Consider the following 14,822-nt stretch of genomic DNA (forward strand, 5'->3'; position numbering starts at 1 on the left):
TGCTGTTCACTCTCCGTTCGTCGCCGGTTGCCCTGACGAATCTACGGTCCGGCCCATGCGACGTATTCTCACCTGCCTTGCGGCCGGCGCCCTGGCGGCGACCGCGCTGCCCGGCATGGCCGCGGCGGAACCCGCGCAGGCAAGCCCCGAGGGCGCACCCGCGCTGCGCACCGTCACCGCGAAGTTCGAGACCCCCGCGCTGTACGACGACGAGGCGGGCGGCGACGCCGACGCGGACGACCCGGCGATCTGGGTGAACGAGCGGGACAGGTCCCGCAGCCGGGTCATCGTGACCGCGAAGAACGGCGGCCTGCGCGTCTACGACCTGCGTGGCCGCCAGACCCAGTCGTTCGCCACGCCGGAGGCGCCGGGCCCGGACGACGAGCCGGGCCGCTTCAACAACGTCGACCTGGTGACCGGATTCCCGCTGCGCGGGCGGCTGGTCGACCTGGCCGTGGTCACCGACCGCGGGCGCGACAAGCTGCGCTTCTACCGGATCGACGACGGCGTGCTGACCGACGTGACCGCGGCTGACGCGCCGTTCGCCTTCAACGCGACCCAGCGGGAGGTCAACGAGCAGGCCACCGCGTACGGGCTGGCGACGTTCCGGCAGGGCCGGGACTTCCTGGCCGTGGCGAGCCGCCGGCACACCCCGGAGCTGGGCATGTTCCGCCTGGTGGCCAAGGGCGCGCAGGTGAGCTACCAGCGGGTCGACAAGCTGGTGCTGCCGGACACGTTCCGGCTCAGGAGCGGCGGCGACTGGACGCCGTGCCTGGAGCCGGGCGAGCTGCCGCAGGTCGAGGGCATGACCGTGGACCCGGAGCTGGGTGTGCTCTACGCCGCGCAGGAGGACGTCGCGCTGTGGCGGGTCTCCGTCACCGGCGGGCGGTTCGGCTACACGCCGCGGATGGTCGAGCGCACCCGGGAGTACGGCGTGCCCGCCGTCTACGACCCGGAGACCGAGGAGTGCGCGTTCGACTGGGCGGCCGACCCGGGCGAGGGCGGGCGCATCGCCGCCGACGTCGAGGGCGTGACGATCTTCAAGACCGGGCGGTTCGCCGGCACGCTGCTGGTGTCCTCGCAGGGCGACGACACCTTCTACACGTACGACCGGCGGACGCTGCGGCCGCTGGGGCACTTCGCGGTGGTCGACGGCCGGGTCGACGGCTCGCAGGAGTGCGACGGCGCGGCGGTGGTGAACACCCCGCTGCCCGGTTTCCCGGGCGGCCTGCTGGTGGTGCACGACGGCCACGAGACCCCCGACGGCGACCGCACCGCGACCAACGTCAAGTTCCTGGATGCAGGCTTCTTGAATCAGCACCGCTTGAACAGGCGCTGAGCCGCGAGACGGTGCTCACGGAAGGCGCTCCCGGGACATGTCCCCGGGGGCGCTTTTCGTTGTGCTCATGTGAGCATTCCGCGGCAGTGCGGTTTCGCACAGTCCCTGTCCAGTGATCAGGACACGGGGTCATACTTGCCCCGACCGGTACCCCGAAGAAGAGGACTGGATCAGATCATGAGTGCTGAGCTCACCATCGGTGTGATCGGCGCCGGCCGGGTCGGCGCGGTCCTCGCCGCCGCCCTGCGGGGCGCGGGACACCGGGTAGTCGCCGCTTCCGGCGTTTCCGCCGCGGCCAAGCACCGCATCCGTACGCTGCTGCCGGGCGCGCACAATCTTCCCGCCGACGAGGTGGCCCGCGCCGCGGCCGATCTGCTGATCATCGCGGTGCCCGACGACGCCCTGGCCGGCGTCGTGACCGGCCTGGCCGCCACCGGCGCGCTGCGGCCCGGCCAGGTGGTGGCGCACACGTCCGGCGCGCACGGGCTGGCTGTGCTGGCCCCCGCCGCGGCAGTCGGCGCCCGCACGCTGGCCCTGCACCCCGCGATGACCTTCACGGGCACCGCCGCCGACCTGGACCGGCTGCCCGGCATCTCCTACGGGATCACCGCGGCCGACGACACCGTGCGTGCCCTGGCCCGCTCGCTCGTCGCCGACCTGGCCGGCAGCCCGGAGTGGATCGCCGAGGACCGTCGCGCGCTCTACCACGCCGGCCTCGCGCACGGCGCGAACCACCTGGTCACACTCGTCAACGAGGCGGCCGACCGGCTGCGCGACGCGGGTGTGCTGAGCCCGGAGAAGGTGCTCGGCCCGCTGCTGACCGCGGCGCTGGAGAACGCGCTGCGGATGGGCGACTCGGCGATCACCGGACCGGTGTCGCGCGGCGACGCCGGCACGGTCGCCCGGCACGTGCAGGAGCTGGCCCGCACCGCCCCCGACTCGCTGCCGGCGTACGTCGCGCTGGCCCGCCGCACCGCGGACCGGGCGATCGCCAACGGGCGGTTGCGCGCGGTCGACGCCGAGCCGCTGCTGGGTGTGCTGGCCGAGCCTGCCGCCGCCGACGCCGGTCAGCTCGGTGAGGCGGCGAAGTGACCGCCGTCGTACGCACCCGCGAGGAACTGGCGCGGGCACGTGCCGCCGCGCAGGGCTCCGTCGCCGTGGTGATGACCATGGGCGCGCTGCACGAGGGGCACGCCACCCTGCTCCGGGAAGCCCGTAAGAACGCCGACTTCGTGCTCGCCACGATCTTCGTGAACCCGCTGCAGTTCGGCCCGAACGAGGACCTGGCCCGCTACCCGCGCACCTTCGACGCCGATCTGGCGGTGTGCGCGGCCGAGGGCGTCGACCTGGTCTTCGCGCCGACCCCCGAGGTGATGTATCCGCACGGCCAGCCCCAGGTCACCGTGCACCCGGGCCCGCTGGGCGAGGTGCTGGAGGGTGCGGTCCGTCCCGGCCACTTCGCCGGGGTGCTGACCGTGGTCGGCAAGCTGCTCCGGCTCACCCGCCCGGACCTGGCGTTCTTCGGCGAGAAGGACTACCAGCAGCTGACGCTGATCACGTTGATGGTGCGCGACCTCGAACTCGGGGTGGAGATCGTCGGCGTGCCGACGGTCCGCGAGCCGGACGGGCTGGCGCTGTCCAGCCGCAACCGCTACCTGAGCGAGGCCGAGCGGGAGACGGCGCTCGCGCTGTCCCGGGGACTGCGGGCGGGAGCCGCCCGGCGGGAGGCCGCGGCCGTGCTGGCTGCCGCGCGGGCCGAGCTGGCCGGCGTGGACGTGGACTACCTGGCCCTGCGGGGGACCGACCTGAGCGAGGACCCGGGACCGGGCGAGGCGCGGCTGCTGGTCGCGGCCCGCGTCGGGACCACCCGGCTGATCGACAACCTGCCCGTCCACCTGGACGCCGACGGGGCCGCCACGAAGACCGAGGGAGAATCGGCCTGATGTTCCTGCGCACCATGTTCAAGTCCAAGATCCACCGGGCGACGGTGACCCAGGCCGACCTGCACTACGTCGGCTCGGTCACCATCGACGAGGACCTGATGGACGCCGCCGACCTGCTGGCCGGCGAGCAGGTCGCGATCGTGGACATCACCAACGGGGCGCGGCTGGAGACCTACGTCATCCCGGGCGAGCGCGGCACCGGCGTGATCGGCATCAACGGTGCCGCGGCGCACCTGGTCAAGCCCGGCGACCTGGTCATCCTGATCTCGTACGCGCAGGCCGACGAGGCCACCGCCCGCTCGTACACCCCGCGGGTGGTGCACGTGGACGCCGACAACCGGATCATCTCGCTCGGCGCGGACCCGGCCGAAGCCGTCCCGGGCATGGTCGGCGACGTCGTCCGGGGCGACCTGACGCTGAGCCGTTAGGCCGACCCCCCGCGGTTACGCGGACAGATGTGATCTCGTTCCAGACCGTTAGGCCGATACGGTTCCGACCTGCTTCGCTTAGGCTCGCCCAGGCTCAATGACCTGGGAGGATGGGCGATGCGGGGACGCCTGACGGCCGGCACCATGCTGGCCGCACTACTGACGAACCTGGCGCTGGCCGGGTGCGGGACCAGCCTGCCGGCCGAGGTGGACACCGAGCTGACGGACGACTGGGTGAAGGTCGCCGACGTCGAGGGCTGGGTGCCCGAGGCGGGTTTCTGCCTGGGCGCGGCGCCCAAGGACACCGGCCGCTACACCGACTTCGTCGTGGACTGCGCGAAGACGCACTACGCCGAGGTCGTGCACGTCGGCGAGTTCGCGGGCCTGACGGCCGAGCCCGGCCCGAAGGACAACGCCGCGGCGCTCGCCGAGTGCGACAAGCAGTCCACGACCTACCTGGGCCGCCCGTGGGGCGACGCGCGGCTGGAGCTCACGCTCGCCGTGCCGACCCCGGCGGCCTGGGACGGCGGCGCGCGCTGGTTCCGGTGCGACGTCACCGAGGTCTCCTCGGTCTTCGACGAGATGAACTGGGTCCAGCGGGAGGGCAGCCTGAAGGGCGCCGTGCCGGCCGCGCTGGTGGTCGGCTGCACGCACACCCAGGACAAGGGCGAGACGATCGTCAAGATGCCCGAGGTGCCCTGCGCCCAGGCGCACAACAGCGAGTTCGTGGGCTTCTACCGGGCGGGCATGACCACCGCCTACCCGGCGTCGGAGCGGCAGTGGAACGTCATCCACGACAAGTGCCAGGAGCTGGCCGCGAAGTTCATCGGCGTCAGCGTGAGCGCCGCGGACCGGATCGGCGTCATCTCCAGCCCGCACGGCTCGGAGTCGTGGGCGGCCGGTGACCGGGTGGTGCGCTGCTCGGTCTGGTTCTCCGGCGGCAAGACCATGAAGAAGTCGGTCAAGGGGACCAGGGGCAAGGGCGTTCCGGGCTGGTAGAAGGCCGACAGCACCGCTGTCGCGGTCGCGTTCTGTCGGTTAGGCTCCCGGGCGGACTGGCGGGTGGGAGGGGCGACACATGGCATGGAGGCGGTTGATCGCCGCCAGTGCGGCCGTCTGCGCACTGGCGGCGCCGTTGGCGCTGGCCGGCTGCTCCTCGCCGGTGCCCGGTGTGGACGGCAAGCTCGTCGACGACTGGGCGGGCCTGCCCGCGGCACAGGTGTTCATCCCCGGCGCCGAGGTCTGCCATGAGAAGGCGTACGAGCAGACCGGCCGCGCCACCGCGTACCGGCCGGTCGACTGCGAGACCGAGCACTACGGCGAGACGGTCTACGTCGGCACGCTCACCGGTGCCGTCGCCGAGGCGGGCACCCCGCCGGAGGCGGACGACGCGCAGCTCGCGGGCGCGTTCGCCGAGTGCGACGAGCGGGCCACCGCCTTCGTCGGCCGGCAGTGGCGCGACGGCCGGCTGACCCTCGACCTGACGCTGCCCTCGGCCGCGGCCTGGCAGGGCGGCGCCCGGTGGTACCGGTGCGAGCTGAACGAGCTGACCACGGTCACCGACAAGGCCGACTGGGTGCGCCGCACCGGCAGCCTGCGCGGCACGCTGCCGCCGGGGCTGCTGCTCACCTGCTTCGCCGAGAGCGGCAAGAACGGCTCCGTGGACACCATGCCGGAGACGGACTGCGCCAAGTCGCACAACGCCGAGTACGTCGGCACGTTCACCGCCGCGGCCGCCCGCAAGTACCCGGTGAGCGAGGCGGACTGGGACTACTTCCACGACAACTGCCGCAAGGCGATGGCCGCGTTCATCGGCGTCAGCGTGAGCGCCACCAGCAAGTACGGCGTGATCTCGTGGCCGTACAGCAAGGCCACCTGGGCGGGCGGCGACCGCGGCGTGCGCTGCTACCTGTGGCTGGAGACGAAGAAGATGACCGGGTCGGCCAAGGGCACCGCGGGCAAGGGCATTCCGAGCTGATCCGCCGACCCGACCAGGCGTCACCGCACGTTGGCGGGCATGAAATATGCTCCCCATTCATGTTCGGCGAGGCTTGGGGAGGCGCTCATGCGTGAGGTGATCGGCCGTAGGGTCGCGGGGGTCGTGCTGGTCGCGGCAGCCCTGCTGGCCACGTCGGCCTGCGGGGGACAGCTGCCGCCGGGGGCGGACGGCGACCTCACCAACCAGTGGGCGGCCCTGGCCGAGCCCACGAGCTGGCGTCCTGACGAGGCCGTGTGCGCCGACAGCTTCCGCGACGTCAGCTACCGCTCGTCGTACAAGCCGGTGTCGTGTGACCAGAGCCACACCTACGAGACGGTCGCCGTGGCCGACTTCGCCGGTGAGGCCGCGTCGCGCAGCACGCCGCCGTCGGAGGGCTCGCCCGACCTGCGTGCCGCCTGGGCGGACTGCGACAAGAAGGTCACCGCCCACCTCGGCGGGGACTGGCGCAACGGCTCGCTGTGGTTCGGGGTCTCGCTGCCGTCGCCGGCCGGCTGGGATGGCGGCGCGCGCTGGTACCGCTGCGAGCTGACCGCGCTGGACGGGCAGTACGGCGACCCGGTGTCGCGTACCGCTCCGCTCAAGGGCGAGCTCGCCAACGCGGCGTCGTCGCTGAAGTTCGGCTGCTACCAGTACGGCTCGCAGCTGGTCGCGACCGCCTGCAACCAGGGCCACAACGCGGAGTTCGTCGGCGTGTGGAACGCGGGCAGCACCGCCTTCGCCAGCCTGAAGGGCATGAACACCAAGATTGCCAAGGCCTGCCGCGGCCTCGTCGCGTCGTACGTGAAGGTGCCCAACGACGGCAACATCGGCTACCGCACCGGTGTGGTGTGGAACTGGCCGTCGCAGGCCGACTGGGAGGCGGGCGACCACGGGGTGCGCTGCCACCTGTGGCTGAGCAAGAAGAAGGTCACCAAGTCGCTGCGCGGCGCCGGCGCCAAGGGCCTGCCGATCAACTACGCCTGACGCTCGCGGCACCGTCCCCCGGGCCGCGCCCGGGGGACGGTGAGGGGTGTCACGTGGTCCCGGGGGTGAACGCCGGGCCTCGGCGCGGTTGACTGTGCTGGTGCGCAAGGCGTTGACAGTCCCGGTCGAGCTACCGGTTTTGCCCCGGGCGTTGCCCGCGCGGCCCGCGAGCTGGTACGAGCCGACCGACGTGGTCGTTATCGGGTCCGGCATCGCCGGCCTGACCGCGGCACTGCACCTGCGTGAGGCAGGCCTGCACGTCACCGTGGTCACCAAGGTCAACATCGATGACGGTTCCACCCGGTGGGCGCAGGGCGGCATCGCGGCCGTGCTGGACCCGCTGGACACGCCCGCCGCCCACGCCCGCGACACGCTGGTCGCGGGCGTCGGCCTGTGCGACCCGGCGGCGGTGGACGTGCTGGTCAGCGAGGGCCCGACCCGGGTCCGCGAGCTGATCAAGATGGGTGCGGAGTTCGACCGCCACCCCGACGGCTCGCTGATGCTCACCCGCGAGGGCGGCCACCACGCCAACCGCATCGTGCACGCGGGCGGCGACGCGACCGGCGCCGAGGTGCAGCGGGCGCTGCACGCCGCGGTGAACCGCGACCCGTGGATCCGCCTCGTGGAGCACGCGCTGGTGCTGGACCTGCTGCGCGACGCGGACGGCCGGGCCTGCGGGGTCACCCTGCACGTGCTCGGCGAGGGCACCGAGGACGGGGTCGGAGCCGTGCTGGCCCGCGCCGTCGTGCTGGCCACCGGCGGCCTCGGGCAGATCTTCGCGGCCACCACCAACCCGATCGTGTCCACCGGCGACGGCGTCGCGCTGGCGTTGCGGGCCGGCGCGGACGTCACCGACCTCGAGTTCGTGCAGTTCCACCCGACCTCGCTCTACCTGCCGAACAACCGCACGGCGCAGCAGCCGCTGGTCAGCGAGGCGCTGCGGGGCGAGGGCGCCTACCTGGTCGACGGGGACGGCAAGCGGTTCATGGTCGGGCAGCACGAACTGGCCGAGCTGGCGCCCCGCGACGTGGTCGCCAAGGGCATCCACCGGCAGATGCTGGCCTCGGGCACCGACCACGTCTTCCTGGATGCCCGGCACGTGCCGGACCTGGCCCACCGCTTCCCGACGATCACGGCGTACTGCCTGGCCGCCGGGGTGGACCCCACGGTGGACCTGATTCCGGTGGCCCCGGCCGCGCACTACGCGTCCGGCGGGGTCCGCACCGACCTGGACGGCCGCACCAGCATCCCCGGCCTGTACGCCTGTGGCGAGGTCGCCTGCACCGGCGTGCACGGCGCCAACCGCCTGGCCTCGAACTCGCTGCTGGAGGGCCTCGTCTTCGCCCGCCGCATCGCCGCCGACATCACCCGTGACCTGCCCCCGCAGAGCGACCCTGTCCTCGACGGCCCCGGCCGGCGGGAGCTGCCGGATGCCGCGGTCGAGCTCGCTGCGGACCCCGGGACGGAACTGCCCGGCGTTCCCGCCGCCGGGGGGTTGGCCTGGACGCCGCAGGGGCTCGTCGCCGCCGGGGAGCCGCCGGTGGACCTGGCCGCGCGGCGGCACGAGCTGCAGCGCGCGATGACCCGGGGCGCGGGTGTGCTGCGCAGCGCCGAAACCTTGGCCGAGACGGCGCGGGTGCTGCGCGAGGTCGGCACCCCACCGCTGCCGGGGCGCACCGCGGGCTGGGAGTTCGCGAACCTGCTCACCGTGGCGAGCGCGCTGGTCGCGTCGGCTTGCCTGCGTGCCGAGACGCGCGGGTGCCACTGGCGCGAGGATCATGCAGAGGCGGACGACGGCTGGCGGGGGCACCTGTTCCCCGCGCTGGCCGCGGACGGCACGACGACCGAGACGTGGGAGGCGATGGCGTGAGGGACACGACGCAGGCGCAGCTGCTCAAGGCGGGGCTCGACCCGGACGAGGTGCAGCGCATCGTGGCCAACGCGCTGCGCGAGGACCTGGGGCCGGACCGGCTCGACGTGACCAGCGTGGCCACCATCCCGGAGACCCAGGTCGACACCGCCGACCTGATCGCCCGCGAGTCCGGCGTGGTCGCCGGGCTGGCCGTGGCGGAGCTGGTGTTCGAGCTGGCCGGGCCGGGTGCCGAGGTCACCGTGCACGCGGCCGACGGCGACCCGGTGGCACGCGGCGACGTGCTGGCCACGGTCACCGGGCCGACTCGCACCCTGCTGTCGGCCGAGCGCACCGCGCTCAACCTGCTCTGCCGCATGTCCGGGGTGGCCACGCACACCCGCCGCTGGGTGGAGCAGCTCGCCGGCACCAAGGCGCTGGTGCTGGACACCCGCAAGACCACCCCCGGCCTGCGGCCGCTGGAGAAGTACGCGGTCCGCGCGGCGGGCGGCACGAACAAGCGCATGGGGCTGTACGACGTCGCCATGATCAAGGACAACCACAAGCTCGCGGCGGGCTCCATCACCGCGGCGTACGACCTGGTCCGGGCGAACTTCCCCGACGTGGGAGTCCAGGTCGAGGTGACCACGCTCGCCGAGGCGCAGGAGGCCGTGGCGGCCGGCGCGACGTTCCTGCTCTGCGACAACATGTCCCCGCAGCTGCTGCGCGAGGTCGTGGCGGCCGTCGGCGACCGGGCCGAGCTGGAGGCCACCGGCGGGCTGACGCTGCAGGTCGCCGCCGAGTACGCGGCCACCGGCGTCGACTACCTCTCGGTGGGGGCGCTGACCCACTCGTCGCCTATCGTGGACATCGCCTTGGACCTCCGAGCGCGGAAGTAGACGTCGGGTGCTGCTCTGTATCGACATCGGTAACACCAACACGGTGCTCGCCACCTTCGAGGGCGACAAGATCGTGCACTCGTGGCGGGTGAAGACGGACGCCCGTAACACCGCCGACGAGCTGGGCCTGATGTTCCGCGGCCTGCTGGCCGGGGACAACGTCGAGATCACCGGGGTCGCGGCCTGCTCGACCGTGCCCGCCGCGCTGCGCTCGCTGCGCACCATGCTGGGCCGCTACTACGCCGGGCTGCCCGCGGTCGTGGTGGAGCCGGGTGTGAAGACGGGCGTGCAGCTGGCCATCGACAACCCGAAGGAGGTGGGTGCCGACCGCGTGGTCAACACGCTGGCGGCGCACACCCTCTACGGCGGGCCGGCCATCGTGGTCGACTTCGGCACCACCACCAACTTCGACGTGATCAGCGCCCGGGGCGAGTTCCTGGGCGGCGCGTTCGCCCCGGGCATCGAGATCTCCTTCGACGCGCTGGCGGCCCGCGCCGCCCAGCTGCGCAAGGTCGAGCCGGCCCAGCCCCGCTCGGTGATCGGCAAGAACACCGTCGAGTGCCTGCAGGCCGGCATGTACTTCGGCTTCGCCGGGCAGGTCGACCGCATCGTCGAGCGGATGATCGAGGAGCTGGGCGGGGTCACCGCGGTCATCGCCACGGGCGGCCTCGCCCCGGTGGTGATGGGCGAGTGCCGCACCATCACCCATCACGAGCCGATGATCACCCTGATCGGCCTGCGCATGGTGTACGAGCGCAACGTCAGCGCCTGACCGTCCGCAGCACCTTGGTGACGTAAGGCAGCGGGAAGCTGTCCCGCCCGGCCAGGTCGGGGTGCGTGGCGCACAGCTCGCGGATCGCCTCGCGCAGCCGCCGCCGCTCGTCCTCGGGTGCCACGAGATACCAGGAGCGGGTGGCGATGAGGTCTACCAGGCCCTGCGGGGTCTGCGTGACGCTGTGCCGGAACTCGGCCTGCTCGAACGGGGCGAACAGCTCGCCGAACTCGGCGTTCTCGGGCCGGTGGAACAGAGCCGATCGGATGATCACGTCGAGCTGCCGGACCCAGCCGACGCTCACGTCGCGGTCGTTGCGCATCGGCGCGAACACCCCGCCGGGGCGCAGCACCCGGACGATCTCCGGGTGGGCCCGCGCCTTGTCGAACCAGTGGTACGCGGTGCCGACGACGACGGCGTCGGCGTATCCGTCGGGCAGCGGGATCGACTCCGCGGAGCCCTCCCGCGCGATCGTCCCCGGGGTGGCCGCGTCGAGTTCGGCGCGCATGCCGGGGTCGGGCTCGACGGGCACGACCTCGAAGCCCGCGGCCAGCGCCACCCGGGTCAGCTGGCCGGTGCCCGCGCCCAGATCGACCACGCGCCCGGGGGCGGTGCCGATTGCCCAGGTCAGCGCCTCGGCCGGATAGCTCGGACGCGACTGCTGGTAAACCTGCGCCGCCGCGCCGAAAGAGAGCCGGTGTTCTTCGATGGGGTCCATGCGCGCGCCTCCCGTGTATGCGCCATAACGCCGGGCCCCACCCTAGTGCAGTCCGTGGCGGGGTGAATTCGGCCACCGCCCGGCGGATCCGCCGACAAGCCCAGTCCGGGCCGGACGGATACGCCGCCGTCGAGGGATGAATCGACGCAGCGCGGCGGTTCGATCGCGGCGCGGCGGCCCGCCCGACGGCTACGGCATTCGCCACCCGATAGGCATGGCGGGCGCGCAGGGTCATCACGTCGTCGCTGAGCGCGAATGGCCGGCTCCGCACGACGGCAGGTGCCCACCCGACTGCGCTGCGCGAGGCTGCCGTCGCGGAGTATGCCGTGCGTCCGGGTCGCAGGAACCGGTATCCACCGTGCCCCCGACGTTTCCTGAAATGGCGCGGCGAATCCGTTTTCCCTTGTCAGAGGATAATCGACCCGGCAGCCGTCCGACTTTGCGCCGCGCCCGGCGATGCTATGCCGAATAATGGGGTCACGCCGGAATTGATCCGCTGTCAATGAGTGGCTATCCTGGCGAGCGCTTCTCTATGAATTCATGGCACGCCCTTGACTGGCGGGGAGGATCCGGGGCGGCAAGAAAGGATGACCGCATGGCCAGGCGCGAGATTGTGGTGCTGGCGGACGACCTCGATGGTTCCGAGGGTGACGTCCGCAGTGTGAGATTCGGATTCGAAGGCGCCAATTACGAGATCGATCTCGGACCGGCGAACCATGACAAGCTGGCCCTGGCGCTGGCGCCGTTCCTGGCTGCCGCGCGCAAGGAGAGCGGCCGTCGTGGGCCCGCCGCCGCCCCCAAGGCGAAGGCGCCGACCGCGGCGGAGCAGCGTGCCTTCAACCAGCGGGTGCGCGAGTGGGCCAAGGATCAGGGCAAGGACGTCAACGACCGGGGCCGGGTGCCGGCAAAGGTGATCGAGGCGTACTACGCCGCCGGCCTTCGCTAGCTTCTGTAGTGATATGTGCGGCTTAGGCCGGATTTACGGTACGACACGAAGGTTGTGTACTTCCTTCGCGTCGTACCGTTTTTCATGTCCGGTGCACCGCTTCGGGCGGCCGGACCATGATGTGGACACCGATATTTCGCTGTGCGCGTAGCGGTCCTGGATGCGGAACAGCCGCGGGCGAGGCAAGGTTGGCTCTGATGCCAGCCACGTCGGCGGTTTGCTGGGGCAGATGCCCTGTTTCCTCCGCTTTCAAGTCGACGGTAAGCGACCTGATGGTTACCCAACGGTGACCGGACGAGCGTTTCCGGCGGGCCGACATGGTCGGGGTCTGGCGTTAGAGTGAGTGAAACAGCTTCGCCGCCGCGGATCTCCGGCAGGAGTTCGAGGAACTGAGGCGTAGGTGAGGAGCGGGAATGTTCGAGCGGTTCACCGACCGGGCGCGTCGGGTGGTCGTCCTGGCCCAAGAAGAGGCCAGGATGCTCAACCACAACTACATCGGCACGGAGCACATCCTGCTCGGCCTCATCCACGAGGGTGAGGGCGTCGCGGCGAAGGCGCTGGAAAGTCTCGGCATCTCGCTGGAGGGCGTGCGCCAGCAGGTAGAGGAGATCATCGGCCAGGGCCAGCAGGCGCCGAGCGGGCACATCCCGTTCACGCCGCGGGCCAAGAAGGTGCTTGAGCTGTCCCTGCGCGAAGCGCTGCAGCTCGGCCACAACTACATCGGCACCGAGCACATCCTGCTCGGTCTGATCCGCGAGGGCGAAGGCGTCGCGGCCCAGGTGCTGGTGAAGCTCGGCGCCGACCTCAACCGGGTGCGTCAGCAGGTCATCCAGCTTCTCTCGGGCTACCAGGGCGGCAAGGAGCCGGCCGCGGCCGGCGCCGCCACCGGTGAGGCCGCCCCGTCCACCAGCCTCGTGCTGGACCAGTTCGGTCGCAACCTGACCCAGTCGGCACGGGAGGGCAAGCTCGACCCCGTGATCGGCCGGGAGAAGGAGATCGAGCGGGTCATGCAGGTGCTGTCCCGCCGCACCAAGAACAACCCGGTGCTGATCGGTGAGCCCGGCGTCGGCAAGACCACCGTGGTCGAGGGCCTGGCCCAGAAGATCGTCAAGGGTGAGGTGCCCGAGACGCTGAAGGACAAGCAGCTCTACACGCTTGACCTCGGCGCGCTGGTGGCCGGCTCGCGCTACCGCGGTGACTTCGAGGAGCGCCTGAAGAAGGTGCTCAAGGAGATCCGCACCCGCGGCGACATCATCCTGTTCATCGACGAGATCCACACCCTGGTCGGCGCGGGCGCCGCCGAGGGCGCGATCGACGCCGCCAGCATCCTCAAGCCGATGCTGGCCCGCGGCGAGCTGCAGACCATCGGCGCGACCACGCTCGACGAGTACCGCAAGCACCTGGAGAAGGACGCCGCGCTGGAGCGGCGCTTCCAGCCGATCCAGGTCGGCGAGCCCTCGGTGGCGCACACCATCGAGATGCTCAAGGGCCTGCGTGACCGCTACGAGGCGCACCACCGGGTGACCATCACCGACGCGGCCCTGGTCGCGGCGGCGAACCTGGCCGACCGGTACATCTCCGACCGCTTCCTGCCGGACAAGGCGATCGACCTGATCGACGAGGCCGGCGCCCGGATGCGCATCCGCCGCATGACCGCGCCGCCGGACCTGCGCGACTTCGACGAGAAGATCGCCCAGGTGCGCCGCGACAAGGAGTCCGCGATCGACGCGCAGGACTTCGAGCGGGCCGCGCAGCTGCGCGACAAGGAGAAGCAGCTCCTGGGCCAGAAGGGCGAGCGGGAGAAGCAGTGGAAGGCCGGTGACCTGGACGTCGTCAGCGAGGTCGACGACGAGCAGATCGCCGAGGTCCTGGCGAACTGGACCGGCATCCCGGTGTACAAGCTGACCGAGGAGGAGACCTCCCGTCTGCTGCGCATGGAGGACGAGCTGCACAAGCGCGTCGTCGGCCAGTCGGACGCGGTGAAGGCCGTCTCCAAGGCGATCCGCCGCACCCGGGCCGGGCTCAAGGACCCGAAGCGTCCCTCGGGCTCGTTCATCTTCGCCGGCCCCTCGGGTGTCGGTAAGACCGAGCTGTCCAAGACGCTCGCCGAGTTCCTGTTCGGCAGCGAGGACGCGCTGATCCAGCTCGACATGTCCGAGTTCCACGACCGCTACACGGTGTCCCGCCTGGTCGGCGCACCGCCCGGATACGTCGGTTACGACGAGGGCGGCCAGCTGACCGAGAAGGTGCGCCGCCGGCCGTTCTCGGTGGTCCTCTTCGACGAGATCGAGAAGGCTCACCCGGACGTCTTCAACACCCTGCTGCAGATCCTGGAAGACGGTCGGCTCACCGACGGTCAGGGCCGCATCGTGGACTTCAAGAACACGGTGATCATCCTGACCACCAACCTGGGCACCCGTGACGTGGCCAAGGCCGTGTCGCTGGGCTTCCAGAAGTCGGAGGACGCCGAGTCGAACTACGAGCGGATGAAGCAGAAGGTCAACGACGAGCTGAAGCAGCACTTCCGCCCGGAGTTCCTGAACCGCATCGACGACACCATCGTCTTCCACCAGCTCGGCGAGGTGGAGATCCTCTCGATCGTGGACATCATGATCAAGCGGATCGAGTCCCAGCTGCGCAACAAGGACATGGGCCTGGAGCTGACCGACAACGCCAAGAAGTACCTGGCGAAGAAGGGCTACGACCCGGTCCTGGGCGCCCGGCCGCTGCGCCGGACCATCCAGCGCGAGCTGGAGGACACGCTCAGCGAGCGGATCCTGTTCCAGGAGCTCAAGCCGGGCCAGCACGTGCTGGTCGACTGCGAGGGCGACCCGGAGCAGATCGAGACGGCCAAGCTGACCTTCTCGGCATCGCAGAAGGCGGCAGCGGCTCCGGAGGCCCCCGAGGCCCCCGCCGAGCCGGTCGGCAGCGACGCGGCCGCATAACGAGCACGCACAGCGAAAAGG

The 14,822-nt window shown here is 71.4% G+C and carries 13 protein-coding genes; 12 read left to right on the forward strand and 1 reads right to left on the reverse strand.

Annotated elements, in window-relative coordinates:
- Positions 1 to 55: 55 nt before the first annotated feature.
- The 10 genes from HAV39_RS39750 (at position 56) to HAV39_RS39795 (ending at position 10,192) form a co-directional block, all read left to right on the forward strand.
- Positions 56 to 1,339: a phytase gene (locus HAV39_RS39750; RefSeq protein ID WP_191844258.1), complete on the forward strand. Its 1,284-nt coding sequence runs from the start codon at positions 56 to 58 to the stop codon at positions 1,337 to 1,339.
- Positions 1,340 to 1,516: 177 nt separating this feature from the next.
- Positions 1,517 to 2,431, forward strand: coding sequence for a Rossmann-like and DUF2520 domain-containing protein (locus HAV39_RS39755; protein ID WP_191844259.1), 915 nt, complete (start codon positions 1,517 to 1,519; stop codon positions 2,429 to 2,431).
- Complete coding sequence (gene panC, locus HAV39_RS39760; protein ID WP_191844260.1) at positions 2,428 to 3,282, forward strand: pantoate--beta-alanine ligase; 855 nt, start codon at positions 2,428 to 2,430, stop codon at positions 3,280 to 3,282. The genes HAV39_RS39755 and panC overlap by 4 nt, the downstream gene beginning before the upstream one ends.
- Positions 3,282 to 3,710, forward strand: a complete 429-nt coding sequence (panD, locus tag HAV39_RS39765) for an aspartate 1-decarboxylase (RefSeq protein ID WP_120317408.1) — start codon at positions 3,282 to 3,284, stop codon at positions 3,708 to 3,710. The genes panC and panD overlap by 1 nt, the downstream gene beginning before the upstream one ends.
- A gap of 117 nt (positions 3,711 to 3,827) precedes the next feature.
- Entirely contained in the window at positions 3,828 to 4,709 is an 882-nt protein-coding gene (locus HAV39_RS39770; protein WP_191844261.1) for a septum formation family protein, read from the forward strand.
- Positions 4,710 to 4,788: 79 nt separating this feature from the next.
- Entirely contained in the window at positions 4,789 to 5,688 is a 900-nt protein-coding gene (locus tag HAV39_RS39775; protein ID WP_191844262.1) for a septum formation family protein, read from the forward strand.
- Positions 5,689 to 5,775: 87 nt separating this feature from the next.
- Positions 5,776 to 6,672 carry a septum formation family protein gene (locus HAV39_RS39780; RefSeq protein WP_191844263.1) on the forward strand — a complete coding sequence of 299 codons (897 nt, stop codon included), beginning with the start codon at positions 5,776 to 5,778 and terminating at the stop codon, positions 6,670 to 6,672.
- Positions 6,673 to 6,784: 112 nt separating this feature from the next.
- Positions 6,785 to 8,542: an L-aspartate oxidase gene (locus HAV39_RS39785; protein ID WP_191844285.1), complete on the forward strand. Its 1,758-nt coding sequence runs from the start codon at positions 6,785 to 6,787 to the stop codon at positions 8,540 to 8,542.
- Positions 8,539 to 9,420 carry a carboxylating nicotinate-nucleotide diphosphorylase gene (gene nadC / locus HAV39_RS39790; protein ID WP_191844264.1) on the forward strand — a complete coding sequence of 294 codons (882 nt, stop codon included), beginning with the start codon at positions 8,539 to 8,541 and terminating at the stop codon, positions 9,418 to 9,420. The genes HAV39_RS39785 and nadC overlap by 4 nt, the downstream gene beginning before the upstream one ends.
- Positions 9,421 to 9,427: 7 nt before the next feature.
- Positions 9,428 to 10,192 carry a type III pantothenate kinase gene (locus HAV39_RS39795; protein ID WP_144119701.1) on the forward strand — a complete coding sequence of 255 codons (765 nt, stop codon included), beginning with the start codon at positions 9,428 to 9,430 and terminating at the stop codon, positions 10,190 to 10,192.
- On the opposite strand, the gene HAV39_RS39800 is transcribed toward HAV39_RS39795, so the two are convergent.
- Positions 10,182 to 10,910, reverse strand: coding sequence for a class I SAM-dependent methyltransferase (locus tag HAV39_RS39800; protein WP_191844265.1), 729 nt, complete (start codon positions 10,908 to 10,910; stop codon positions 10,182 to 10,184). The genes HAV39_RS39795 and HAV39_RS39800 overlap by 11 nt on opposite strands.
- Positions 10,911 to 11,505: 595 nt before the next feature.
- Here HAV39_RS39800 and HAV39_RS39805 point away from each other — a divergent pair.
- Entirely contained in the window at positions 11,506 to 11,856 is a 351-nt protein-coding gene (locus tag HAV39_RS39805) for a histone-like nucleoid-structuring protein Lsr2 (RefSeq protein ID WP_120317401.1), read from the forward strand.
- Between the two features lie 413 nt (positions 11,857 to 12,269).
- Positions 12,270 to 14,801, forward strand: coding sequence for an ATP-dependent Clp protease ATP-binding subunit (locus tag HAV39_RS39810; protein WP_191844266.1), 2,532 nt, complete (start codon positions 12,270 to 12,272; stop codon positions 14,799 to 14,801).
- Positions 14,802 to 14,822: the final 21 nt, after the last annotated feature.

The sequence above is a fragment of the Catellatospora chokoriensis genome, assembly GCF_011297315.1.
Lineage (GTDB): Bacteria > Actinomycetota > Actinomycetes > Mycobacteriales > Micromonosporaceae > Catellatospora > Catellatospora citrea.